This is a genomic window from Corynebacterium sp. ACRPE (assembly GCF_022347435.1).
GTDB lineage: Bacteria > Actinomycetota > Actinomycetes > Mycobacteriales > Mycobacteriaceae > Corynebacterium > Corynebacterium tuberculostearicum_D.
In genome coordinates, this window is sequence record NZ_JAKRNA010000001.1 from 167458 (window position 1) to 191614 (window position 24157).

General features: G+C 62.6%; 23 protein-coding genes and 1 tRNA gene. 11 read left to right on the forward strand and 13 right to left on the reverse strand.

Annotated features, from left to right (window positions below):
• The first annotated feature begins 5 nt into the window (after positions 1-5).
• The 5 genes from dapD (at position 6) to MHY13_RS00810 (ending at position 4326) form a co-directional block, all read left to right on the forward strand.
• Entirely contained in the window at positions 6-977 is a 972-nt protein-coding gene (dapD, locus tag MHY13_RS00790) for a 2,3,4,5-tetrahydropyridine-2,6-dicarboxylate N-succinyltransferase (protein ID WP_150851324.1), read from the forward strand.
• Between the two features lie 99 nt (positions 978-1076).
• Entirely contained in the window at positions 1077-2408 is a 1332-nt protein-coding gene (locus tag MHY13_RS00795; RefSeq protein WP_239280186.1) for an amino acid permease, read from the forward strand.
• A gap of 318 nt (positions 2409-2726) precedes the next feature.
• Entirely contained in the window at positions 2727-3584 is an 858-nt protein-coding gene (locus MHY13_RS00800; RefSeq protein WP_204609551.1) for a type IV toxin-antitoxin system AbiEi family antitoxin domain-containing protein, read from the forward strand.
• A gap of 57 nt (positions 3585-3641) precedes the next feature.
• A complete protein-coding gene (locus MHY13_RS00805; protein WP_049377975.1) occupies positions 3642-3851 on the forward strand; it encodes a helix-turn-helix transcriptional regulator in 210 nt (69 codons plus the stop codon).
• Positions 3844-4326 carry a transcriptional regulator gene (locus MHY13_RS00810; protein ID WP_204609553.1) on the forward strand — a complete coding sequence of 161 codons (483 nt, stop codon included), beginning with the start codon at positions 3844-3846 and terminating at the stop codon, positions 4324-4326. Before MHY13_RS00805 ends, MHY13_RS00810 begins: the two co-directional genes overlap by 8 nt.
• Before the next feature lie 311 nt (positions 4327-4637).
• On the opposite strand, the gene MHY13_RS00815 is transcribed toward MHY13_RS00810, so the two are convergent.
• The 7 genes from MHY13_RS00815 to MHY13_RS00845 are packed head-to-tail and all read right to left on the reverse strand — an operon-like array spanning position 4638 to position 10400.
• Entirely contained in the window at positions 4638-5201 is a 564-nt protein-coding gene (locus MHY13_RS00815) for a GtrA family protein (RefSeq protein ID WP_204609555.1), read from the reverse strand.
• Between the two features lie 30 nt (positions 5202-5231).
• Complete coding sequence (locus MHY13_RS00820; protein ID WP_239280077.1) at positions 5232-6107, reverse strand: pseudouridine synthase; 876 nt, start codon at positions 6105-6107, stop codon at positions 5232-5234.
• Positions 6064-7152 (reverse strand): succinyldiaminopimelate transaminase, encoded by a 1089-nt coding sequence (dapC, locus tag MHY13_RS00825; RefSeq protein WP_239192520.1) that lies wholly within the window; start codon positions 7150-7152, stop codon positions 6064-6066. The genes MHY13_RS00820 and dapC overlap by 44 nt, the downstream gene beginning before the upstream one ends.
• Positions 7153-7155: 3 nt before the next feature.
• Positions 7156-7479 (reverse strand): ferredoxin, encoded by a 324-nt coding sequence (fdxA, locus tag MHY13_RS00830; protein ID WP_005327491.1) that lies wholly within the window; start codon positions 7477-7479, stop codon positions 7156-7158.
• A 53-nt stretch (positions 7480-7532) separates the two neighbouring features.
• On the reverse strand, positions 7533-7910 hold the full coding sequence (locus tag MHY13_RS00835) for a hypothetical protein (protein WP_005327488.1): 378 nt from the start codon (positions 7908-7910) through the stop codon (positions 7533-7535).
• On the reverse strand, positions 7910-8779 hold the full coding sequence (locus MHY13_RS00840) for a PIG-L family deacetylase (protein WP_239192522.1): 870 nt from the start codon (positions 8777-8779) through the stop codon (positions 7910-7912). Before MHY13_RS00840 ends, MHY13_RS00835 begins: the two co-directional genes overlap by 1 nt.
• On the reverse strand, positions 8769-10400 hold the full coding sequence (locus MHY13_RS00845; RefSeq protein WP_239228036.1) for an ABC transporter family substrate-binding protein: 1632 nt from the start codon (positions 10398-10400) through the stop codon (positions 8769-8771). The genes MHY13_RS00840 and MHY13_RS00845 overlap by 11 nt, the downstream gene beginning before the upstream one ends.
• Before the next feature lie 89 nt (positions 10401-10489).
• On the opposite strand from MHY13_RS00845, the gene MHY13_RS00850 reads away from it, so the two are divergent.
• Positions 10490-11152, forward strand: coding sequence for a GPP34 family phosphoprotein (locus MHY13_RS00850; protein WP_239192528.1), 663 nt, complete (start codon positions 10490-10492; stop codon positions 11150-11152).
• Positions 11153-11163: 11 nt separating this feature from the next.
• Here the strand turns inward: MHY13_RS00850 and typA are convergent, their stop codons facing one another.
• A complete protein-coding gene (typA, locus tag MHY13_RS00855) occupies positions 11164-13074 on the reverse strand; it encodes a translational GTPase TypA (RefSeq protein ID WP_239192530.1) in 1911 nt (636 codons plus the stop codon).
• A 289-nt stretch (positions 13075-13363) separates the two neighbouring features.
• Here typA and MHY13_RS00860 point away from each other — a divergent pair, with 289 nt between their 5' ends.
• From MHY13_RS00860 to MHY13_RS00870, 3 genes are read left to right on the forward strand one after another with little or no spacing between them, the layout of a single operon-like run.
• On the forward strand, positions 13364-14092 hold the full coding sequence (locus MHY13_RS00860) for a hypothetical protein (protein ID WP_204609569.1): 729 nt from the start codon (positions 13364-13366) through the stop codon (positions 14090-14092).
• Entirely contained in the window at positions 14093-14629 is a 537-nt protein-coding gene (locus MHY13_RS00865) for a DUF402 domain-containing protein (protein WP_204609571.1), read from the forward strand.
• A 3-nt stretch (positions 14630-14632) separates the two neighbouring features.
• A complete protein-coding gene (locus MHY13_RS00870) occupies positions 14633-15580 on the forward strand; it encodes a DUF808 domain-containing protein (protein WP_239192536.1) in 948 nt (315 codons plus the stop codon).
• A gap of 27 nt (positions 15581-15607) precedes the next feature.
• On the opposite strand, the gene zupT is transcribed toward MHY13_RS00870, so the two are convergent.
• Entirely contained in the window at positions 15608-16405 is a 798-nt protein-coding gene (zupT, locus tag MHY13_RS00875; RefSeq protein ID WP_150851315.1) for a zinc transporter ZupT, read from the reverse strand.
• Between the two features lie 34 nt (positions 16406-16439).
• Positions 16440-18377: a BCCT family transporter gene (locus MHY13_RS00880; RefSeq protein WP_239280079.1), complete on the reverse strand. Its 1938-nt coding sequence runs from the start codon at positions 18375-18377 to the stop codon at positions 16440-16442.
• A gap of 194 nt (positions 18378-18571) precedes the next feature.
• Between MHY13_RS00880 and MHY13_RS00885 the strand changes: the two genes are divergently transcribed.
• Positions 18572-19657 (forward strand): hypothetical protein, encoded by a 1086-nt coding sequence (locus tag MHY13_RS00885; RefSeq protein WP_239192542.1) that lies wholly within the window; start codon positions 18572-18574, stop codon positions 19655-19657.
• Positions 19658-19684: 27 nt separating this feature from the next.
• On the opposite strand, the gene selB is transcribed toward MHY13_RS00885, so the two are convergent.
• The 3 genes from selB to MHY13_RS00900 all read right to left on the reverse strand — a co-directional run bounded on the left by selB (position 19685) and on the right by MHY13_RS00900 (position 22894).
• A complete protein-coding gene (gene selB, locus MHY13_RS00890; protein ID WP_239192545.1) occupies positions 19685-21457 on the reverse strand; it encodes a selenocysteine-specific translation elongation factor in 1773 nt (590 codons plus the stop codon).
• The gene (gene selA, locus MHY13_RS00895; protein WP_316987277.1) at positions 21458-22774 is read right to left on the reverse strand and encodes an L-seryl-tRNA(Sec) selenium transferase; all 1317 of its coding nucleotides are present in this window, start codon (positions 22772-22774) and stop codon (positions 21458-21460) included.
• Positions 22775-22799: 25 nt separating this feature from the next.
• A tRNA-Sec gene (locus MHY13_RS00900) sits at positions 22800-22894 on the reverse strand.
• A gap of 170 nt (positions 22895-23064) precedes the next feature.
• Between MHY13_RS00900 and selD the strand changes: the two genes are divergently transcribed.
• On the forward strand, positions 23065-24048 hold the full coding sequence (gene selD, locus MHY13_RS00905) for a selenide, water dikinase SelD (protein ID WP_239280088.1): 984 nt from the start codon (positions 23065-23067) through the stop codon (positions 24046-24048).
• The last annotated feature ends 109 nt before the right edge of the window (positions 24049-24157 follow it).

Sequence of the window (24157 nt, forward strand, 5' to 3'; positions counted from 1 at the left end):
CGGGCATGACTTCTGCATCCGCACGTGGCCTAGCAACCATTACCCATGACGGCACCGTCCTGGACGTATGGTTCCCGGCCGTATACACCGATAAGAACGTAGAGACCACCGAGACCAAGCGCCTGGAAGAGGTTCCCCAGCAGTTCTCCGCACTGGCAGGCCCGGACGAGGAGCGTGGCGTGGCCCGCGTCGCCGTTGAGACCTCCATCAAGGATCTGGATGACGCCCCCGTCGATACCTACGATGCTTACCTGCGCCTGCACCTCCTGTCCCACCGCGCGGTCAAGCCGCACGGCCTGAATATGGATGGCATCTTCGGCCACCTCAACAACGTTGTCTGGACCAACTACGGCCCGTGCGCCGTGTCCGATTTCCAGATGGTGCGCGGCCGCCTGGCCTCCCGCGGCCCGGTCGTTGTCTACTCCGTGGACAAGTTCCCCCGCATGGTGGACTACGTTGTGCCGTCCGGCGTCCGCATCGGTGACGCAGACCGCGTCCGCCTGGGCGCCCACCTGGCTGAGGGCACCACCGTCATGCACGAGGGCTTCGTCAACTTCAACGCCGGCACCCTAGGCGCCTCCATGGTGGAAGGCCGCATCTCCGCGGGCGTCGTCGTAGGCGATGGCTCCGATATCGGCGGCGGCGCGTCCATCATGGGCACCCTGTCCGGCGGCGGCAAGGAGGTCATCTCCATCGGCGAGCGCTGCCTCCTCGGCGCCAACTCCGGCATCGGCATTTCGCTTGGCGACGACGCCGTGGTCGAAGCCGGCCTCTACGTCACCGCCGGCACCAAGGTAGCCGTCTTTGGCAAGGTCGCGGAAGCACTGGGCGTCGACAATGGCGAGAACGTCAAGGGCTCCCAGCTCTCCGGTGCCTCCGGCATGCTGCTGCGCCGCAACTCCGTCTCCGGCGCGGTTGAGGCCGTGGAGTGGAAGGCTGAAGCCGTCGCGCTTAACGACGAGCTGCACAAGAATTAACACCCCCGATTCCTATAGCCCAATCGGGCAAAATAAGATGGAGGGGTGACTGATAACTCCTCCACCCTCGGTTCTGGCCTGAAGGTCCGCCACCTGACCATGATGGGGCTAGGCTCCACCATCGGTGCCGGACTTTTCTTGGGCACCGGCGTCGGCATTTCCGCCGCCGGCCCCGCCGTGCTCCTCGCCTACGTCATCGCAGGCTTTCTGGCCATTTTGGTGATGCAGATGCTGGGCGAGATGGGCACCGTTATCCCCGCCTCCGGCTCCTTTTCCGAATACGCCGAACACGGCATCGGCCGCTGGGCGGGCTTTACCCAGGGCTGGATCTATTGGCTAGCCACCGTCGCCGTGCTCGGCGCCGAAATCACCGGCGCGGCCGGCTTCATCGGCTCTTGGTTCAACGTCTCGCCATGGATTCCCGCCGCCATCTGCGTGGTCCTCTTCGGCATCATCAATCTGCTGCGCGTGCGCAGCTTCGGCGAATTCGAGTACTGGTTCGCCCTCATCAAGGTCGTTGTCATCGTGGCCTTCCTCATTATCGGCGCGCTGCTCATCCTGGGCCTCCTGCCCGGCCATTCCTTCATCGGTACCTCCGTCTTCTTGGAGGACGGCTTCATGCCCAATGGCCTCGGCGGCGTCGCGGCTGGCCTGTTGGCCGTAGCCTTCGCCTTCGGCGGCATCGAGGTGGTTGCCATCGCTTCTGCCGAATCCGAAGACCCCGAGAAATCCCTAGTCAACGCCGTGCGCTCCACCATCTTGCGTATTTCCGTGTTCTACCTAGGCTCCGTCCTCGTCATCACGTTCCTCCTGCCCTATTCCATCCTGGGCGGTGCCTCCACGGCCGCGGAATCCCCCTTCACCATGGTTCTCGAGCGCGCCGGCATCCCGGGCGCGGCCGGCATCATGGAAGTCGTCATCGTCCTCGCACTACTCTCCGCCTTCAACTCGCAGATCTACGCCTCCTCCCGCATGATGCATTCCCTAGCCTCCCGCGGCGAGGCCCCACGCATCTTCACCACCACCAATAAGGACGGCGTTCCCACCACCGCCATCGCCCTCTCTGTCCTCCTCTCGGCCGTCATGGTGGTGCTCAACTACGCCGATACCGGCTGGCTGCTTAGCTTCATGCTCAACGCCGCCGGCGCCTCCCTACTCATCGTCTGGGTCTTCATCGCCGTCAGCCAGCTACGCCTGCGCCGCCAGCTCGAGGCCCTCCGCCCCCTCCCCATCCGCATGTGGGCCTTCCCCTACCTCACCTGGTTCGCCCTCGCCCTCTTTGCGGCCATCGCGGTGCTCATGCTTACCGACGCCACCGCCCGCACCCAACTCCTCTCCGCCGCCGCCATGTTCGTGGTGCTCGCCATCGCCGGCGTTATCAATTCCAAGGTTCGCGGCATCAACCCGACCTCAACGCTGCCCCTCACCTAGCCCCTTATCCCAGGGGGCTCACCTCGCCCCTCCGTCCTCCCTCGGCCACTCCCGCCCTTCGCGCTCACCGGCACGAGGCGGGGTCTCTCTTTTTCGTCACCTGGTGAGCGCCTAGGGCGAACTCTGCCCACGCCCCCTCCCGTCGCGCTCACGGGGAGCACAAATCAGGGCAACCCGGGGCCGCCGGTGAGCGCGAAGGGCAGTTATCCACAGCTATCCGGACCACGCAGCGGAAAATCGCCCCCGAACCCCGGGTTATCCACAGGATGCCGCGACGCGCATAGCTACAGCTCACCACGACCGCTTAGGTTAAGCCCCATGGGGGAATGGACTACCGCGGAACTACGCGGGCAGGGTTTGAGCAAGGATGCGATTCGTCGCAAAGTGCGCGAGGGGAAGCTGTATCGCGTGCACAGGGGGATTTATACCGATGAATGGACGCCCTGGGCGGTGGCGCGGGCGCTGGCGCATGGGCTCAGCCGCATCCATTTCACGGGAAAGACGGCGCAAGAGATTTACCTCGGCCGGCAGCTGACATTTCCTCTGGAAGCGGAGGGACCGCGCACTTTGAAGGGTAAGAGCTTTCGCGTTTCACACTCGCGACTTCAAGCCACGCACAATGTCAACGGCCTTCCGGTGATGCAACCGTTGTGGGCCGCGCGAAGGATTTCGCGTGCGTGCAGGCCTCTTCTGGAAGAACACTACCGAGGAAAACACGGCCCCGGCCGTCTAGAAACGGACCGTCGGCGAATGCGGCGCGTCCCAAGGAGTCTAAAAGAGACGATCCGGCACGCCGCGATTGGAGCGGATAGCCCACCGGAGCGCACTTTAAGCAGAAAGCTGCGCACTGAAGGAATTTTCCCAGAACACAATGCTCTCATTGCGGGGTACCGCTTTGATCTCAGGATTGGAAGGCTCCTTGTGGAGGTCGATGGCTGGGAATACCACAAGCACAGCGAGGCCTTTCAAGCTGACCGGTCCAAACAAAACTCGGCCGTCGCCCACGGATATACGGTTTTGCGCTTTACTGCCGACGACATCAACTACCACCTCAGCGAAGCCATCCTACTTATCAAAGCCACTCTTGAGGTGCTAAAAGGCCGCAACCCTGAGCTTCCGACCTCAGCAACTCAGCCTTACTGGAAATGGCATCTATGTGTGAAACATTTGCTTTAATGACAATTATCCTTTACATTCGGATATGCAAGCAAGACACACAGTAAAGGAGTCCAGATGGCCGACCACCCCAACATGGTCCGCAAATGGCGCCGCTGGCTCGAATTATCACAAGCCGAACTCGCTGAAAAAGCCGGCGTCTCCCGCCAGACCATCGCCAATATCGAACGGGGCAATTACTCCCCTTCGGTGCACCTCGCACTGGACATTTGCCACGAACTAGGTAAATCCGTCGAAGAAATCTTTGGAGCCGAACAACATGATTAACGCCATTGCCAACTACTCCCTCAATGAAATCGAGCGCGCCACTCGCGATGAATTCGAACGCGACACGCTCTATAAAGCCTGCGCAATTGGCATCACTCTCATCCCATTCCTCGAGCTCGTCGTCGCCGCAATCCTCGCCTGGGTTCTCCCCGGCCGAATGAGCATGCTGTGCTTCCTCGCGCTCGTACCGTCCATCCTCGGCAATTCCATCGGCACAGCTTGGATGCGCAAGCGCGTCGCCACCCCACCAGTGGGCCGAAATTGGACCGCAATGGCCGTCTATTTCATCCCACTTATCGCCATGTTCGCTGGCATTGCCTATAACGCCTACGCGCCTGCCGACGGCCACAGCCCCGCCTCTTACCTCCTCGGCACCGCCGTCGGTGTAATCACCGTACTCATCCTCACCCCCTTCATTCGTCGCCGCCAGCACCGCCGCGACCAGGCTCGCCTGGATGCCGAGCTCGAAGACTAGTCCCACTCCCGCTCCCCTCCACCCGCCCTTCGCGCTCACCGCGGACGGCGGGTTCTCGCGTTTTCTGCCCCAGTGAGCGCGTGGGGAGGTACCGCCCCCTCGCACTCACCGAGAGGCCCACTCACCGTCGTCGAAGGGATGCCGGTGACCGCGACGGGAGCATTGCTTGCCGACGCCCCCCTTCCCGCTCACCGGCAGCTAGAAAAAGCCCCATCGCCGTGCGCTGGTGAGCGCGAAGGGCGGTGGGGCGAAAGGCGATGCGGCCAAGGGGCGGGACAGAGCGAGGCGGATGAGGCCGGCCCGGGACCTGGCTAGGCAGGTTCAGTTTCCTGGACAACCTGAGGCGCCTTCGGCTTCGAGCGGAAGGTCCACAGCTTGTTGATGACGAAGTTGATGGGCATCGCCACGATGATGGAAATGGCGTTTGCCCAGTAATACATCGTGCGCAGGCCGGTGGAATCATCCAGAATATCGGCCGGCAAATGGAGCGGAGAGGTGGGATTCATCAGCAGATGCTGAATCGCCATCGACACCACGAAGGCACCAATACCGGCGAGCAGGAAGGGGAAGAATCCGCGGATCCAGGACACTTTAGACACTGACTTGAAGGTCCACATGCGGTTGAGCTGGTAGTTCCACGTATTTGCGACTAAGAAAGCGATGGTGGAATAGAGCATGAACCAGCGCAGGTGAAATTGGGTTCCGAAGAGGTTGACCAGCGGGTCATTGGGCATCGCTTCGAAGCATGCCCAGCCCCACTTCTTCGCCAGGACCGAGGTGATGAGATTTACCGCGGTACCGGAACCGCCGACGATGCCGAATTTGAGAAACTGCCCAAAATTGGACACAAAGCGCGCGACGCTGAGGTCTGCCATGGGCCGCCTTTCTAGCCAGTGATTAAATAACTACTCGATTGTAGTTCTTAAAGCCTGGGAACTGAAAAATTGACGCTCGGAATGTGATAGAGGATCTATAAAAGTTATAGCCTCGTGGAGCAGGGCGAGCGGGGTTCGGAAGTCATAGAGGTCGAGCTTGCGCGGGGTAGGATAGGTATCGTCGCCAAGCAGTGGGTGGCCGAGGTAATTGAGCAGCACGCGCAGCTGGTGGGTATGGCCGGTGCGCGGCCACATGGTCACCTCCCGGCCGGCCGCGCGTACGTACGTGGAGGTCAGTGTGCCTTCGGGGGCCACGAGCACCTGGCGCGCTCCGCGGGGCTTGCGCATGCGCAGGTCAATTTCCCGGTCTATGAAAAGCGGCTGCTTGACGACGCCCCGATACCTCTTCACCGCACTCCCCTCCAGGAAGATGCGCTGGTAGGCGGCGCGGGTTTCGGGATTGCGGGAGCAGATGACGAGGCCAGCGGTCAGGCGATCCAGGCGGTGCAGGGGTACGATGTCGTCCTCGCCAAAGTCCACGCGCAGGCGCGTTTGCAGCGTTTCGCGTTGGAGGCGGCCGTTGGTGGTCGTGGGCAGGAAGTGCGGCTTATCGGCCACGATGAGGTCGCGGTCGGCGTGGACCACGGAGTAGTCGAAAGGAATCGGGCATTCCGGAGGAACGGAGGGGTGGTACCAGGCGGGCACGGGGTGTGAAAGTGCGGCGCCGGGCGGCAGCACGGTGCCGGGCGAAAAGGGAGAGTCGCCGGCACGGGCGGCGAAGTACTCCCCTTCCTCCGGCACGCGGCCACGCAGGACCGTTTTGCGCGGGGAGATGCCCGCGCGGGCGGGAGGCCTGCCCGAATTAGGCACCGGCGAGGCGGTCGACGGCGGCATCGATGCGCTCATCGGCGCCATTGAGGCCGATGCGCACGTGCTTCTCGCCGGCCGGGCCGTAGAAGTCGCCCGGGGCAGCGAGGATGCCGCGCTCAGCCAGCCAGTCGATGGTCTCGCGGCAATTCTCGCCCCGGGTGGCCCACAAGTACAGGCCGGCATCGGAGTGGTCGATGGTAAAGCCGGCGTCGACAAGCGCGTGCATGAGCACCGCACGGCGGGAGGCGTAGCGGTTGCGCTGGAGGGCCTCGGTGTCGTCGTCGTTTAGCGCGGCGACCATGGCGGCCTGGATGGGGCCTGGAACGATGAGGCCAGCGTGCTTGCGCAGCTGCAGCAGCTCGGCGATGAGCTCGTTATCGCCCGCGAAGAAGCCGGCGCGGTAGGAGGCCATATTCGCCGTCTTGGACAGCGAATGCATGGCGATGAGGCCGGTGTTATCGCCATCGGTCACGCGCGGATCAAGGATGGACACCGGCGGATTATCGTCGTTCCAGCCCAGGCTCATATAGCACTCATCGGAGGCGATGATGGCGCCGGTCTCCCGTGCCCACGCCACGATGCGGCGCAGCTCCTCCACGCCGAGGACGCGGCCGGTGGGATTGGAGGGCGAATTCAAAAAGACCAGGGAGGCATCCTGGAAATCGGAATCCGCGCGCAGCGGCTTAGCACCGGCGAGCAAGGCGCCCACCTCATAGGTGGGATAGGCCACCGAGGGGAAGGCGACGGTCTCGCCGCGCATACCCAGAAGCGTGGGCAGCCAGGCGATGGCCTCCTTGGTGCCGACCACCGGTAGGACGCGGTCAACCTGCATGTTATAGCGGCGGGTGAGCGCGGCGGCGATGGCCTCGCGCAGCTCCGGGGTGCCGGCGGTCTGCGGGTAACCAGGGTTCTGCGCGGCCGCGGTCAACGCGAGCTGCACGCCCGGGGACACAGGGTCAACGGGGTTGCCCACCGAGAGGTCAACGATTCCACCCGGGTGGGCCTGGGCCTTCTTCTTGGCGCCGGCCAGCGAATCCCAGGGGAAGTCTGGAAGCGTCTTTCCTAGCGGTGTGCGTGCCATGTCTTACTCCTGATTCTGTGGCGGAAGCGCGGCAATCATCGGGACGTCAAAGTCCTGTGGCCCAAGGGCTGCCGCGCCGCCCGGGGAGCCCAGGTCATCGAAGAAGGCCGCGTTGGCGTCGTTGTAGTCCAGCCACTCATCGGGAACGTCATCCTCGTAGAAGATGGCCTCGACTGGGCAAGCCGGCTCGCAGGCGCCGCAGTCCACGCACTCATCCGGGTGGATGTAGAGCATGCGCTTGCCCTCATAGATGCAGTCAACAGGGCATTCCTCAACGCAGCCGCGGTCCATTACGTCAACGCAAGGCTGTGCGATCGTATAAGTCATGGAGATTCCTTGAAGCTTCCTGATTTCTCGGATTTGGGATGTTTAACAGTATGTCACTTCTGCTTGAAAAATGGCCAAACGCCCCCGCCTATCCCGGCCAAAAGCAGGAGCAGGCTGAGAATATTATTGGCCAAGAGCATGTCTCCTGTCATCGGTACGAGGAGCATGAAGGCGAAAAAGCCCAGGCACCAAACGATGAGCGGGATGGCGCCGACCATCGGCGCGGGGCTCCATAGCCGGGCGGTGCGGGTGAGCACGGAGTTAAACCACCACGCAAGCAGGATGGTGATGGGAAAAGCCACACTCGCCCCATTGGATAGCGGAATGCGGGCGGTGAGGTAGATGACCTCAAGAAAGACCGATAGCAACGCGCCGATGGCCAGCCACACTAGGCCGGTGACCTGCTCGCCGCGACTAAAATCCGTGCGCATTATAGGCCGCCCAGCAAGTCATCGGCCGGCTCACCCTGGCCCAGCTGGAAGTACTCGGCGCGCAGCAGGGGCATGACCAGCAGGTTGGATAGGCCATAGGCTCCGGGCACGTGCTCGGGTTCGTGCAGCGCGGCCACGGCGGCCTCGGGGTTGGTGCGGGTGGTGGTGCCATCGGCCACCCAGATTTGGGAGGCGTGGGCGCGCATAGCGCAGCGCTTGGCGTCCAGGGCGGCGTCGGAAAGAGCGACGGTGACGTCCGCGCCCTCGTTGGTGAAATTGTCTAGGTACTCCTGGCTGGGCTTGGTCCACCCCGCCGGCGCATCGAGGGTGTCCAAACCGGCATAGTTGGCGGCGCGTTCAAAAATGCCGTACCAAATGCGCGTGCTTGGCGACGCCGCCTTCATCACCGCCTTATGCACCGCAATGTGGTCCGGGTGGCCATAGCCGCCATCGGGCCCGTAGGTCAAGATGGCGTGGGGGTGAATCGCCTCGAGCTCGTCGCTCAGGAAATCGGCCGCCTCCTCGATGCGATTGACCAGTGCACGCGGGTTCTCGTGCGAGGGAGAGCCTGCCATGCCGGAGTCATGGAAGTGGCCGAAACCGCCCAGTTGGATGCCCTTGACGCCCAGGGCATCGAGGGCATTGGCCAATTCGCGGGCGCGGAAACCGCCGAGCTGATCATGATCGGCCAAGCCTTGGTAAGGCTCGCCGATGACCTCGCCGTCCTCGCCCAAGGTAAGCGTAATGACGATAACCTCGGCGCCGCGTGCGGCTAGAGTTGCCAGGGTGCCACCCATAAAGAGGGTTTCATCATCCGGGTGGGCGTGCACTGCCACCACGCGGTAGCCGGTTAGGTCCTTAGTCTTCATCTATCCTCCAGCGGGGCGCGGTGATAAGACCCTCGTCCCAATCATCGATGCTTTGGCCGGGGCCTACAATACCCTCCCCGAGCGCGTGGATACGCGTCTCATCCACCAAAGGCACGTAGAGAGCTTCTTTAGAGTTCACATCGCGAATGCGTCCGAGTGCTTCCTTTGGGCTCAGGGCGCCGGATAAAATCTCCTCGCGAATCTCCTCCGCGTTCTCCGGGCAGATTCCGGACAGGTCGCCGGCGAGCGGCTGCTTGTCATCGCAGCTGAAGATATTTGCCGCGGCCACCGAGTTCAGGGAGATATCCTCCCAGGTCACTACCGCATCCACCTCACCTTCGGGCAGGAGCTTGGAGGTGATCGTGGTCAGGCGCTCGGACACCACCTCGGCGGCGATCCCGTGGGCTTCGAGGACGTCATAAAGCGTATTGGCCGCGGCCAAGGCCGTGGGGCTGGTGGGGTCTACCGCAAAGCGAATCGGCTTCTTACTAGCGCGAGTGCGCAGCGCAGTGAGATCCGTGTCCTTACTAATGGGGTTATTCCCCGGTTCGAGGTTGGAGGCGCGGCCGGTGGCCAAGCGCGCGACCTGGTCCGTATCAATCAGCGAGGCCAATCCGCGGCGCGCGGCCCTTTCTTCCAGAGCTTCATCCGCGGTGGACATGTGCAGGCGCAGTTGGCGCGGGCGGGTCAGTGTCTTATCGGAAACATGCCCCAAAAGGCCCAGTGCTTCCTGCGAGGTTTGGCCAGGCGTGAAGTCCGCGAAACCAATCTGCCCGGAGCGCAGCATATTAAGCGCCTGGGTGCTATCGCGCACCTCGCGCAGCTGAATGACGTCCACCTGCGCCGGATTGGCACCCCAGAAGCGGTCGTTCCGGTTCAAGGTAATGACTCCGCGGCCGCGGTCCACGCTATCGACGAGGAAGCGCCCGGCCGATGCCGGAATCTTATCGGCCAAGGCGGAGCCGAAGTTATCGTCCTGCAGCAGGTGGGAAGGCAACAAATTATGAAAAAGCAGGTGCCAATCTTTCACCTTCTCGGAGAAATCCACGGTGACTACGCGGCCGCCATCGGAGGTATTAACAGCCGATATGGCGTGGTAGCCGGAAGGATCGCGCACACCGGCGGTAGTGGTCATCTGCTTCCACAGGTAGCTAAAGTCCGCACCGGAAATGGGTGTGCCATCGGACCATTGTGCGGGCGAGGCAATGACGTAGCGCACCCGCTGCACCACGCCCTTAGGCGCGGTGACCTCAGAGGCGGATTCGAGGATATCGGCGTCCCTTTGCCCGTTGTGGAACGCTGAGGGCAGCACCAGTTCTGCAATCTGGTCGACCAGCTCGGAGTTATTGGCCACCAGGTGCGGGTTCAATCCCGCGCGCAAGGGGTCCACGCCCACCGAGATGGTGGGGCGCTTGGCGGAGTCGGCATCCTGCGGCTGCTCTTCTTCCGGGGTAGGCGTGGTGGTGGTCTGATCTTCTTGCAGCACGGAGGCATTTTCCTCCACCACCGGTGGTGGGCCGGGGTTAGCCGCGCAGGCGCTAAGTAGTGCAAGGCTGGCGGTGCTGAGTACCGCTGCGATTGCCGACGCCGCGCGCCTTGGTGAAGCCGGATTCTTTTTCATCGCGGACTACTTTAGTCCCTCTCCCCCGCCGAAACGAAGATTATTGGCGCTAGACTCGGCCATAGACCGCAACTTTTAAGGAGGCCCCGATGCTCATCTGCCAAGAAATGTTCCTTCTACTAACCAAGGACAACGGCAAGAAGGAAGACTGGGTATCCAATAATGAGGCCGCCCTGCGCGCCACCGTACTCGCGGACCTGCTGCTGGGCGGTCACGTAGAGCTCGGTGAGAAGAAGAAGGTAGAGACCACTCCACAGCGCCCAGAGCACCCCGTGTTGGCTTGGGCCTGGGAGGAGCTGCAGCAACACAAAGCCACCAGCATGCAGAGCCTCTTGGAGGCCTCGTGGTTTACCCCGCGGGAAATCATCGCGTTGGATTTCCACGCAAATGGACAGCTCGACGTGGAAAAGGCCAAGTGGTGGCAGATAAGCGGCGACCGCTACATCATGACGGACTTGGAGCTGGAAAAGGAACTGCGCGAACGGTTGGTTGCGGTGCTGGAGGCGCAGCGGCCGGCCGAGGTCAACGACGTCATTATTCTCGATATTCTCCGCGAGGTCAGCGGCGCCTATACCCTGCTGAAAAACAATGCGGAGGGAATGAAGCGCCGGGAGATGCGGGCACGCATTCAGGACATCAAAAAAGAGGTGGAGTATGACAAAACCGCCTCCTCAGCGGTCAAGGCCGTAGTTGAGGAGGCGGCAGCGGTTGCGGCGATGGTGGCCACATCAGCGGCAATCACCACCACCTAGGGTGCGGCTTATTACTTATTCATCTGCTTCTTGCGAGCAGCAGCACGCTTGCGGTCGGTAGCGGAAAGCTCCACCTTGCGCACGCGCAGGACGTCCGGGGCGACCTCGACGCACTCGTCGTTACCACAGAATTCCAGTGCTTCTTCCAAGGAGAGGGTGTGCGCCTTGGCCAGGGTGACGGTGGCATCCGCAGTAGCGGAGCGCATATTGGTCAGCTTCTTTTCCTTGGTGATGTTGATGTCAATATCCTCATCGCGGTTATTGGCACCAACGACCATGCCCTCATAAGCCTCGGCGCCCGGCTCGACGAAGAAGTTGCCGCGGTCAGCCAGCTGCATCAGCGCGTACTGAGTGATCTGGCCGGTACGGTCAGCCACGAGAGAGCCGGTCGGGCGGGACTTGATCTCGCCGGCCCAGACATCCAGGCCGTCGGAAATGGAGTTGGCAATGCCGGCACCACGTGTCTCGGTCATGAACTGGGTGCGGAAGCCAATGAGACCGCGAGCAGGAACGCGGAAGACCATGCGCACCCAGTCGCCCTCGCGAACGTCCATGGCCTGCATCTGACCCTTGCGGCCAGCCAACAGCTGGGTAATAGCGCCCTGGTGCTCGGACGGGGAGTCAATGGTGAGGATCTCGTATGGCTCGTAGGTCTTGCCGTCGATTTCCTTGGTCACAACCTGCGGCTTGCCGATGGTCAGCTCGAAGCCCTCGCGGCGCATGGACTCGATGAGCACGGATAGCGCCATCTCGCCGCGGCCCTGGACCTCCCAAGCATCGGGGCGCTCGGTAGGCAGCACGCGCAGGGACACGTTACCGATAAGCTCCTGCTCCAACCGGGCCTTGACCATACGCGCGGTAAGTTTATCGCCACCGCCCTGTCCTGCCATCGGGGAGGTATTGACGCCGATGGTCATGGAGATGGCCGGCTCGTCCACGGTGATGCGCGGCAGAGCCTCAGGGTTTTCCGGATCGGCGATGGTGTCACCAATCATGACATCGGAGATACCGGAAATGGCTACGATATCGCCGGCGATGGCCTCCTCCGCGGGCTGGCGCTCGAAGCCAACGGTGCGCAGCAGCTCGGCGACCTTCACGGTCTTGGTGTGCTGGTTGCCATCCTCGTCGTAGTGGATCCAGGCCACCTGCTGGCCCTTCTTGATGCGGCCGGCGTAGATGCGCAGCAGCGCGATACGGCCCAGGAAGTCGGAGGCGTCCAGGTTGGTCACGTGCGCCTGCAGCGGGGCGTCGACGGTAGCGGAGGGCTCTGGGAGGACGTTGTAGATGACGTCGAAAAGCGGCTGCAGATCCTCGCCTTCAGGGACGTTGCCATCGCCTGGGTTCTCGGTGGAGGCAACGCCGGCGCGGCCGGAAGCGTAGAGAACCGGAAGGTCCAGCAGCTCCTCGGCGGCGGCCGCAGCTTCCTCGTCCTCCAGGCCGGCGGCGATTTCCAGCAGCAGGTCCTGAGACTCGGAGACAACCTCGTCGATGCGGGCATCTGGGCGGTCAGTCTTGTTCACGCAGATGATAACCGGCAGCTTGGCTTCTAGTGCCTTGGTGAGCACGAAGCGGGTCTGCGGCAGCGGACCCTCGGAGGCATCGACGAGCAAGACAACGCCATCCACCATGGAAATACCGCGCTCGACCTCGCCACCGAAGTCGGCGTGGCCTGGGGTGTCGATGACGTTAATAATCAGGTCCTGGCCGTCCTTGCCCAGGCCCTTGCGGTGAATGGCCGTGTTCTTGGCCAGAATGGTAATGCCGCGCTCGCGCTCCTGATCATTGGAGTCCATGACGCGGTCCGTGTGTTCACCGTGGTCACCAAAGGCGCCGGACTGCTCCAGCATGCCGTTGACCAGGGTGGTCTTGCCATGGTCAACGTGCGCGACGATGGCAACATTACGGAACTCGGTATTACTCACTAGTGGGGTTCTCCTTCGGAGGATCTACAGCGCTTGCGCGCGCGAAATTGATCTTGAACGAGCTCCCACGATACCCCCTTAAAGGGCCAAGTGCAGCATTGGGGATGGCTTTACCCCGTAACGCACCGTATAGAACGGGCGAAAAATCTTATAGATTAAATCTTATAGATTGCCAAAGCACTTGACACTCCCCCAGCCATCACTATCGTTACTGTAGGTAATATTGTTACAAATGTGACAACTGGGGTTTAACCGCCCTTCCCGAGACCGCACCCAAGGAATTGATAACGTGAGCCACGCCCGCACCACCTGGCGCCTGTCCGGCCGCACCGGTTATATCGCCGCTGCCACGGCCGCGCTCATCGGCCTCGCCTCTCCCCTCGTCGCCCCAGCGCAGGCTTCCGCACCGGATCTTTCTTCCTTGGTGCAGCAGGCGTCCTCCCATAGCCCACTGGACGAGCTCGGCCGCCCCAACCAGGAAACCCAGGACCGCATCCGCGCTTTTGCGGCACAACCGTGGATTCCCGAGGATGTTCGCAACGCTATCCTCTCGGGCCTCGCGTTCTTCGCCGGCGGCGGCGATGGCAAGGACGGGGTAGCCATGCCGGAGGGCAATAACCCGAACTTCCGCCAGTTCTACTGGCCCACGGTCTCCGCACACTGCATCGACGGCACCAGCGATGCCATGGGCTCGGCCATCGCCGTTCCCGGCCCCACCGAAATGCCGGCACCGGGCGCAAAGCCCGGTGAAACCGTATTCCTCTTCACCGCTCTTGGCACCCCACCGGCCGCGCGCGAACAAGGCGGGATGAACGTGCAGTGGTTCAACCTTGACACCCTGCGCAGCGGTGTCACCCCACTGAATAACAATGGCATCAATCAGGACGGCCCTACCACCTTGTCCGGCACCGCCCAGACCGGCAAGGGCACCGTCATCGCGCTGCTTTCTGGCGGCGTGAACACCCAGGAATCCCGCTGCAATTTTGCCCCGACCGCCGCCTTCCTTGAGGTGAAGTAGATGCCGGTGGATCTCCATCCGGTCAAGCGCGAGACCTTTAATACCGCCGAGTACACCAATACCGATCCCAAGGGATTCCTGCGCGAGGTCGACACGTACACCGAGACGGATTTCGGCCTCTACATGGCTCGCGGCGCCGATCACCCGCGCTTTGGTTACCTGGAATCGTGGCTGCTGCCCGATCTCAACCTGCGCGCCAATATCTTCCATTTCCGCCCCGGTGTAGACGTCGACCAGGACTTTTATATTGATGTGGCCGAAATCCAACGCGATGGCACGGTGTGGACCACCCGCGACCTTTATGTGGATCTAGTAGCCACGCGCGGCGAGCCCATTTCCGTGCTCGATATTGATGAACTCTCTGCCGCTACCTCCGCCGGCTTGATTTCTGCCGAAGACGCCGAGAAAGCGATCGACACTACACTTGCCGCGGTCGAGGGCATTACTCGCAGCGGTGATGATGCGATGGCTTGGTTGGCGCATCAGGGAATACACTTAACGTGGTCCGATAACATCACCCTAACCCCAGAAGGATAATTTATGGCTGGTGGCCTTTTTGCCCTGCTTGACGACGTCGCCCTGATCGCCCGCTCCGCTGCCTCTAGCGTTGACGATGTGGCCGCCCTTGCGGGTAAGACCTCCGTGAAGGCCGCAGGTGTGGTAGTCGATGATGCTGCCGTAACCCCACAATACGTGGAGGGAATTAAGCCCCAGCGCGAGCTTCCGATGATCTGGCGCATCACCAAGGGCTCGCTCATCAATAAGCTCGTCATCATCTTGCCCATCGCCATGATCCTCTCTTGGATCGCACCGTGGGCACTCACCCCCATCCTGATGTGCGGCGGTACTTTCTTGTGCTTTGAAGGTGCGGAGAAGATCCTGCACCACGTTCTCCCCCACCGGGAAAAGGAGACCGAGTCAGTCCAGGAAAAGGGCGCCGATGCCGAGGACAGCCTAGTTAAGTCCGCTATCACCACCGACCTCATCTTGTCTGCCGAGATCATGGTCATTTCCCTTAATGAGGTCATCAACGAGCCATTTTGGATGCGCCTGGGTGCCCTCATCTTCGTCGGCATCTTGCTGACCCTGGGTGTCTACGGCGCCGTTGGCCTTTTGGTCAAGATGGACGATATTGGCATGGCCCTCAATAAGCGCCACGATGGCAAGTCCACGGTGGGCAACGCCTTGGTCAAGGGCATGCCGATCGTGCTGGATATCATCGGCGTCATCGGTACCGCCGCCATGCTGTGGGTAGGCGGCCATATCGTGGTCAAGGGCCTGCACGAGTTCGGCATGGATCAGCCCCACGAATTCATCGCGTCCACGACCGAGAATATCTCCAATGGCGCCCTGGCATGGCTGGCAGATACCGGCATGTCCATGGTCTGCGGCCTGGTGCTTGGCGTAGTCGTTGCCACCATCGTGATGGCGGTTAAGGCCTCCTTTGGCAAGACTTCGGCCACTTCTGCCGAGCCGGCGGAAGCTTAACGCTCCGTAGCCCGGCTGCATAGCCGGCTACATAAATAGCATCAGCGAAACCGCCATCACGGCCATGCCGGCAATCAAGCCGTAAATGGCGTGATGGTGCTCGCCGGTCTCCTCCGCGGTGGGCAATAGCTCATCCAGCGAGATAAAGACCATAATGCCGGCGATGGCGGCGAAGCTAATGCCCATCGTCGCCGGACCAATAACCGGCATGAGAAGGCCGAAGCCGATGAGCGCGCCGAGCGGCTCGGCCAGGCCAGACAAGGTGGCCCACCAAAAGGCCTTCTTGCGGGAGCCAGTGGCCTCGCGCAGCGGAACAGCCACCGCAATGCCTTCCGGGATATTGTGAATGGCGATGGCCACCGCCACCGGCACCGCAACTTCCTTAGAATCCAGGCCGGATAGGAAGGTGGCAAACCCCTCGGGGAAATTGTGCAGGCCCAGCGCGCAGGCGGTAAATACGCCGGTTTTCATTAGCTTCTTGCGGCGGGCTTCTTCGGCCGTGGTGGCCGGCTCATGGGGGTTAATCTCCTCCGGCACGAGCCGGTCAATGATGGCGATGACGGCGATGCCAGCAAAGAACGCCCCGACGGCGGCCCAGGTGCCGGTGGTTTCCTCGCCGAGGGCGTCGGAAAGCTGCGCAATGCCTTCCGGCAGGATCTCCATAAAGGAGACATACAGCATCACGCCGGCCGAAAGCCCCAGTGCAGCGGCCATAAAAGCCGGCCCCGGCTGGCGCCTTCCCACCGCCAAAGCGCCGCCAATCGAGGTCGATAGACCCGACAGCAGCACCAAGGCGAAGGCAAAGGCAAAGGTACTAAAAGTCATAGCTGGCACCCTACCAGCCAATAATTGTCAAGTATTAATTTTCTTCCTTATCCTCCGGCACCGGCGAGATGAACTCGCCATTCTTGATAGATGGATCGTTGTCCACATACTCGCCCGCCTCATAGTCATAGCCCACGGCGCGGCCCTCTTCGTCCGTGCGCGCGTACCAATCGGTCACCTCTGCTGCAGTGGAGTTAAAGTGCGCGCCCGTTGCGTAGTCGCCGTCTGTCGGCTCGATAGACAGGGCAAAGTTATCGCCATAATCGCGCACGCCCCGCACGATCGCATTAGAGACCGCTTCGTCCTCGTAGAAATGACGGATGGAGGCAGGATCATGGCGCAGCTCGCGCACCAACGCGATGCACATGAGCACGATGATAACCGCGAAAGGCAAAGCCGTCACCGTAATAAGGTTCTGCAGGCCCTGCAGCGCATTACGGCCACCGGCAAGCAAAATGACCACGGCAATGCCAGCCATACATACCACCCAAAAGACCGTTACTGCCGGGTTGGGCTTGGGGTTGCCGCGCTGGGTGAGCTGCGAGTTCACAATGGATGCGGAGTCAGCCGTGGTAATGAAGAAGACCACCAGCATGATGATGACGATGGGCGCCATCCACTCCGCTCCTGGGAAGTGGTCCAAGACCTTGAAGAAGATGTCTTCTGCCGCCGGCATGGAATCAATAGTGCCATCTGAGGCGATATCGCCATCGCGGCGCTGCAACCAAATGGTGGTACCGCCCAGGATGGTAAAAGCGGCAACAATGATGGCCGAGGGAATAAGCAACACACCGAGCACGAACTGGCGGATGGTTCGCCCGCGCGAAATCTTGGCTACGAAGACGCCCACGAATGGCGACCACGATACCCACCAAGCCCAGTAGAAGGTGGTCCAGGAGGACAGGAACGCAACCATGTCTTCCCCCTGGCCCATATTGGCAGAGAGCATCTGCGGCATTTCATCGAGATATTCAATCACCACGGCCGGCAGCATATTGGCCAAGAAGGCGGTCGGCCCCACGACGAAGAAGAACAAGGCCAGGGCCATGGCCAGCACCAGGTTGATATTGGAGAGCCACCGAATGCCCTTCGCCACGCCGGAGACGGCCGAGAAGATCGTTCCGATGGACAGGACCACGATGATTACCAGCGCCGCGGTGTTGCCGGTGGTAGACCAGCCGCTGACCAATTCCACGCCGCGGCCGATCTGCAGCGCACCGATGCCCAGCGTGGCGGCGGTGCCGAAGAGAGTGGCAATAATGGCTAAGCCATCGATGATGCGCGCGGGCAGGGAATCAGAGGAGCGATTGCCAAAGAGCGGCATCAGGATGGAGCTCATCAGCGGCACGCGGCCGCGGCGGAAGGACACGTAGGCCACGCACAGGCCCACGATGGCATAAATCGCCCACGCATTAAGGCCCCAGTGCATGGCTGCCTGCGCCATGGCGCCCAGCACCGCTTCATCGCTCGCGGCCTCATAGGCACCAGGGCGCGGCGAAAGGTAGTAGCTCAGCGGCTCGAAGGGGCCGAAGAAGATAATGCCGATGCCAATGCCGGCGCCAAAGAGCATCGCAGCCCAGCTCACCGTGGAAAATTCCGGCTTCTCCCCATCTAGTCCGAGAGGGATTTTGCCGTACTTTGAAATGGCCAAGATGATGAGCAAAAACATCAGGAACGTCGCCAAGGCGGTAAAGATCCAGCCCAAGTTACGCATCACCCAATCGAGCGCTGCCGAAGAAGCATCGAAGACCTGCTCGGGCGCAATCACACCCCAGATTACGAAGGCGACGACCAGTCCGCCGACCACAAAAAGGATCGGCTTGTCTACTCCATACTTGACCTTCTGGTCCTCAATGGCAACGCCCGGCACCAGTGCGGGGTGGATATTATGCGGGTACATAATGTCTTTGAGAATGCGCTTGGCGTTGCGGGTGCGCTTTTTGCTTTCCTCCGAATTATTCACCCCACGCACAGGGCGGGATGAGGAAGACGGTAAAGAAGAGATGGTTCTACTCCTATTTTGTTTTCCGGGTTTCACTTTTAAGAGAGCTGTCTACACATTAATAGAAACTCGCAGGATATAAAGCTGGCGCCAGCCCTATCCCCCATATGCGTAAAATGAGCTACGCATTGTTTACCGGCCTTTAACCTTGGGAGTGACTTTCTATGGCGCTATACCCGCTCGCGACTAGTTACTTCGGCGTGGAGCATGTTGCGGTCCTCGAGCACCCAGTGCTGGGCACCGCATTGAGTATCCCCGGCGTGGCGAAGCACGCTGCGCTTGTCGACGTCTCCCTAGAACCCGATACCTACACCAACGGCTGGCGCGTTCGCTCAGACTTCGGCTTCTTAGGGTTTCTGGACGAGGTCGAGGCGGCGGAGTATCCCGCCTTGGAGCGATTGAAGGCTTCCTCTGCACAGCCACAGACGATCGCCACCGTGGAGGTAGTTGACGGCCAAGTCGAGGTTGCCGTGTCACTGGGCCTGTGGCCGTGGATGGTGCCGGTCAATGACCAACCGCAAGGAACCGCGCTGCTCTCCGGCGGACGAGGCGTGCTGATCGATGCCGCCGCCGGCGACCTATCGCCCGCTCAGCTTGAGCAGATGGGCACGCAGCAATTTTTCGTCACACTGGACGACCTTGCCGGCACCGCGGTGGCGACCTGCGACGATACGGTTCTCGGCCCCCTCAGCGACAGTGCCGCGCTCCCTGGACTGCGCGCCGCATTCGCTGCGGCAAACGGTTCTGGGGCGGGGCTTTCTGCCCGCGCCTACGCGAGCCACGGCATGCTTGCCGTCGATATCCCCGCCGATGAGGCCACCACCGCGGAGCTCTTCTCCCCCGCTGTTCCACCGCTGCGCGTGCCTGCCCCACAACCTGCGATTCCCGCCGCTGCGCCCGCAGCCACACCGGCTCAGCCCGAGGTCTGGGAGCACACGCTCTCCGGCGAGGCCGTCGTGACGGCCCGGCCCACCGGCTCGCGCCGCCCGAAAGGGCCACAGGCCCAGCCGGCTGCACCCGCTAATCCAGATGCGCCAGCTCAGCAGCACAATGAGCAAACACAACAACCGCAGGCCAGCGCCAAGCTGGCGGAGTTGGTCTCCTCCATCCCAGCAGAGCAGAATTTCAGCTGGCGTGCGCTGCCGGTAGCCGAAGAACCGGGCCGCTTTTCCTCCGAATCCGCGCGCGTGCGAGCCCGGCGCGTGGCCCGCGAAACCTCTCACCACCGCGGGGGCAATCACCGCAAATAGGTGCGGCGACCGGACTCAGGGGCCTTGTTAGCGCAGGGTGCGTTGGCCCCCGTCGCCGCGGCGAGTAATCCGCTGAGCGTCGAGGTATTCCAGCAGCGGGATGGCTACCCGCCGCGTGGTGCCCAGCGCTTTACGGGCTGCCGAAAGCGTAAAGGGCTGCTCTAGTTCGGCCAGCCGCCGGCGTGCTTCCTCCGGTGCCGAGGGCAAGAGCACGATTCCCTGCTTGAGGCGCAGGAGGCGCCCGGCGCGCTCGGCGGCGGCAAGCTCCTTGGGGCCCAGGCCCAGCTCCGTGAGATCATCTGCCTCGGGGGCCACAAAAGGTTCTGCCTTAAGCCTTTCCTCGATGGCAACGACCCCGCGCTCCGCCGCGCCGAGGTCCGCCCGTTGCCCGGGAAGGCGCAGCACTCCCTCGCTGCTTTCCACCTTCGCAGCGGCGATGGCAAGGCCCAGCAAGCCTTCTTCTTGCAGGCCGAGGGCGTCCATGGCCGCCTTGCGGGGCATTCCCGGTGCCAGGGGATGTGCGGCGGCGTGGGCGTGCAGGGCGTCGGTAAGCGCGTGCTTCCACCGCGTAACTTGGGAGGCGGCAATCCACCAGTCGCGGAAGGCGATAATGCCTTGCGGCGGCGCTGCGGTAGTAAAGCCATCGCGGGCTAAGTCATCCACACGGGCAAAGCCGACGCGGCGCAGGTAAGTGGCAGGATCGCGGAATGAGTGCTGGGCGCTGAGATCTTCTGCGCGGCGGCGGGCGGCTCCGCGCCGGTTAAGCTCCGGCGGGCGCAGGTCTACTGTCTCTACGCCGGCGACGACGTGCCGGCCGCCAGGGCTGCGCACTACGAAGCGATCAAGGAGCCGCAGCGGCTGCGGGTGCGCCAGGCTGATGCGCGCGAAATCGGCGGACAGGGGACGCAGGTGGGCCTCTACCCCGGCAGTACCGGTGTGCACGACGAGGTTATCGGGCAGCCCGTCGAGCTCCGCGCCAAAGGTGCGGCGCACATCAAGGTGGTCCACCATACGCCACGCACCCGGGGTTAGCAGCACGTCGCCGCGGTGGATATCGGCGGCATCCGCCCCACGCAGGTTGACGGCCGCGCGAGTGACGGGGCCGAGTGAATCCTGCGCACGATTTTCACTATGGAGGCCACGGATTTCCACGTCCCTTTCCCCACCGGCCGCGGCCACCTTAAGGCTATCGCCCACGCGCAGGGTGCCCGCGGAAAGCGTTCCGGTCACCACGGTGCCCGCGCCCTTCACGCTAAAGGCGCGGTCCACCCACAGGCGCACGGGTGCCTGCTCATCGGGAGCGGGCGCAGCGGCAAGGACCTCATCGAGCACCTGCCGCAGCGCCGCAATGCCTTCGCCGGTGGGGGCGGATACGGGGATAATGGGGGCGTCGGCAAGCGGGGTACCGGCCAGCTGCGTCCGGATTTCTGCGGTGCGGTCCACGGTGGCGCGGTCGCTGCGAGTGAGCGCAATGATGCCATGCTTTACTCCCAGCGCACGCAAGGCATCGCGGTGGTCGGTGGACTGGGCCTGCCATCCCTCATCGGCCGCCACCACGAAGAGGACGACCGGGGCTGGGCCCACGCCAGCGAGCATATTGCCCAGGAATTTTTCATGGCCGGGCACATCTACGAAAGCCACATCCGCGCCAGAAGGCAGCGTGGTCCAGGCAAACCCCAAATCAATGGTCAGGCCGCGGCGCTTTTCTTCCTCCCAGCGGTCCGGGTCCATCTCCGTAAGAGCCCGGACCAGGGTGGATTTGCCGTGGTCCACATGGCCGGCAGTAGCGACGACGTACACCTAGCCCACCGCCTTAATAGCGGCAATAACCGTGGCGTCGTGGTGAGCGGGAACGCAGCGAATATCCACCAAGCAGCGGCCCTGATGCACGCGGCCTACCACGGGCGGGTCCTGGCGGCGCAGCGCGTCCGCATAGTGCTCAGGCAGGCTCACTGCATAGCCCGGCAGCGGGTATTCGGGCGCCCCGCCACCGCCCACGCGGCCATCATGAGGCACCACTTCTGCCCCAACTGCCTGCGCGATGGCTTCCGTGCGCTCGCGGTGGGTCTGAGGATCGAGGTGGAGGGCGTCCTGCACCGCATTCGAGGGCGTCGAAATGGCCGCCTCCAGCGCGTTGAGGCGCAGCTTATCTATGCGCACCGCACGCGCCAGCGGGTGCTTCTTCACCGCGGCAATCGCTTCCTTGGTGCCGAGCAAGATTCCTGCCTGCGGGCCACCAAGTAGCTTATCGCCGGAGGCTATGACGATATCGGCCCCGGCGCGCAGCTGAGCCTGGATATCTGGTTCTTCTGGCAGCGCCGGGTCATGGGTGAGCAGGCCGGAGCCCAAGTCCACGATGAGTCGCGTATCGTGCTCCACCGCTAGGCGGTGCAGTTCCTCTACCCCGACTGCGGAGGTAAAGCCCTCGATGCGGAAATTGGAAGGGTGCACCTTCAAGATGGCGCCGGTGTTGACGCCCAGCGCGCGCTCGTAGTCGGCCAGGTGCGTACGGTTAGTCGCCCCAATTTCTTTAAGGCGCGTGGCCGTGGACTCGATGAGCTCCGGCAGGCGAAAGCCCGCACCGATCTCAATGAGCTCGCCGCGCGAGATGATGACCTCTTTGCCGGGAGCGAGCGCAGCGGTAGCCAGCAGCAAGGCGCTGGCGCCGTTATTGACCACCAGGGCATCTTCTGCACCGGGGCAGGCTGCGAGCAGCGCGGCCGTGGCGCCGGTACCGCGATTTCTGGATCGCTTGCCCGAGTCCAGGTCCATTTCCACATCCGTATAGGAGGCGGCAGCGTGCAGGGCCTCTACCGCGGCGCCGGGAAGCGGGGCACGCCCTAGGTTCGTATGAATGATGACGCCGGTGGCGTTAATGACCGGCTGCAGGGAATGCGCATTCTTTTGTTCCAGGCGCTTCGCAATTTCTGCGGGTATATCACTGACCGGCAGCTGACCGCGGCGCGCTTGGGTGACTGCGCCCTGGATTATCGCGCGGATGGTGTGCTCGGCTAGGCGGTGGCGCGCGGATTCTACTTCCGGCAGCTGGAGCAGCTCGTCCATGCGGGGGATATTCCTGCGGGGATCCGAGCTGGCAGCAGGCGTGGGCGTGGGCACTGTGGCATTCCTCCTTGCGCGCGAGTGGCGGAGACGGACAGGAATCGAACCTGCCAGACCGAGATGCTCGGCCTCACCGGTTTTGAAGACCGGGGCGCCCACCAGGACACGTACGCCTCCGTGTGCTCACCTTACACGGGCATTCCTCGGTACCGAGACACCTACCAGACGCTACATTCACCGCGGTGCGCCACGGTGGCTCCTGCGGCACTCAAGGAGATTCCTTTGCTGCGCATTATTCCCCGCTAATACGCAGCAAGGGGCTCCCGTAGAACTAGTAAAATAGCCGTATGACCGAAGATATTAAGCTCACCTCTTTCGCGGCCGGTGGCGGCTGCGCCTGCAAGATTCCCGCTGGGCAGTTGGAATCCGCCGTCGAAGGCCTCATTGGCAAGTCCGACCCCAACGTGCTGGTTGGCTTGGACGATGGCGATGATGCCGCAGCCGTAAAGATTCAAGATGGCCTGGCGGTCATCTCCACCGCGGACTTTTTTACGCCTATGCTCAATGACCCTTATGACTGGGGACGGGTGGCCGCGGCCAATGCGCTGTCTGATGTCTATGCCATGGGCGGCACCCCGGTTACCGCCATCAACCTGGTGGGCTGGCCCAATGAAAAGCTCGGACTCGATGTGCTGCGCGAGGTCTTGCGCGGCGGCATGGATATAGCCACCGAGGCCGGCATCTCCGTTACCGGTGGCCATTCCATCACCGCCCCTGAGCCGCTCTACGGTATGGCCGCCACCGGTATCGTCGCCCCCGATAAGCTCATGCGCAACGACGCCGCCGAACCCGGCCTTCCTATCACGCTGACCAAGCCCATCGGCGTAGGCATCCTCAATAACAAACACAAGGCCACCGGCGAGGTCTCCCAGGCCGCGGTCGATTTTATGACCACCTTGAACCGTGAGGCCGCCCGCGCCGCGGTCGAGGCGGGCGTGCGTGCGGCCACGGATGTCACCGGCTTCGGGTTGCTAGGCCACCTGTACAAAATGTGCCGCGCTTCCGGCATCGCCGCGGAGCTCGACTTTTCCGCCGTGCCCACCATCGAAGGCGCGAAAGAGGCGCTGGCGGAGGGCTTCATCCCCGGCGGTTCCCGCCGCAACCTGGACTGGGTGCGTCCCCACCTCGATACCTCCTTGAGCGAGGAAGAGCTGGTGCTGCTTGCCGACGCCCAAACTTCCGGCGGCCTCCTCCTCATCGGCGAGGTTCCCGGCTACCCCGTCATCGGCCACACCACCGAGCGCACCGGCGATGCCTATATCAAGGCCTAAGATGCGCCGACGCCTCCCCACTTTCCTCGCCCTCGCCTCCATCGCCCTTGCCGGGGTGGGGCTGGTGGGGTGCTCGTCCGAGGGGGGCATCGCCAAGCGAATGCTCCCC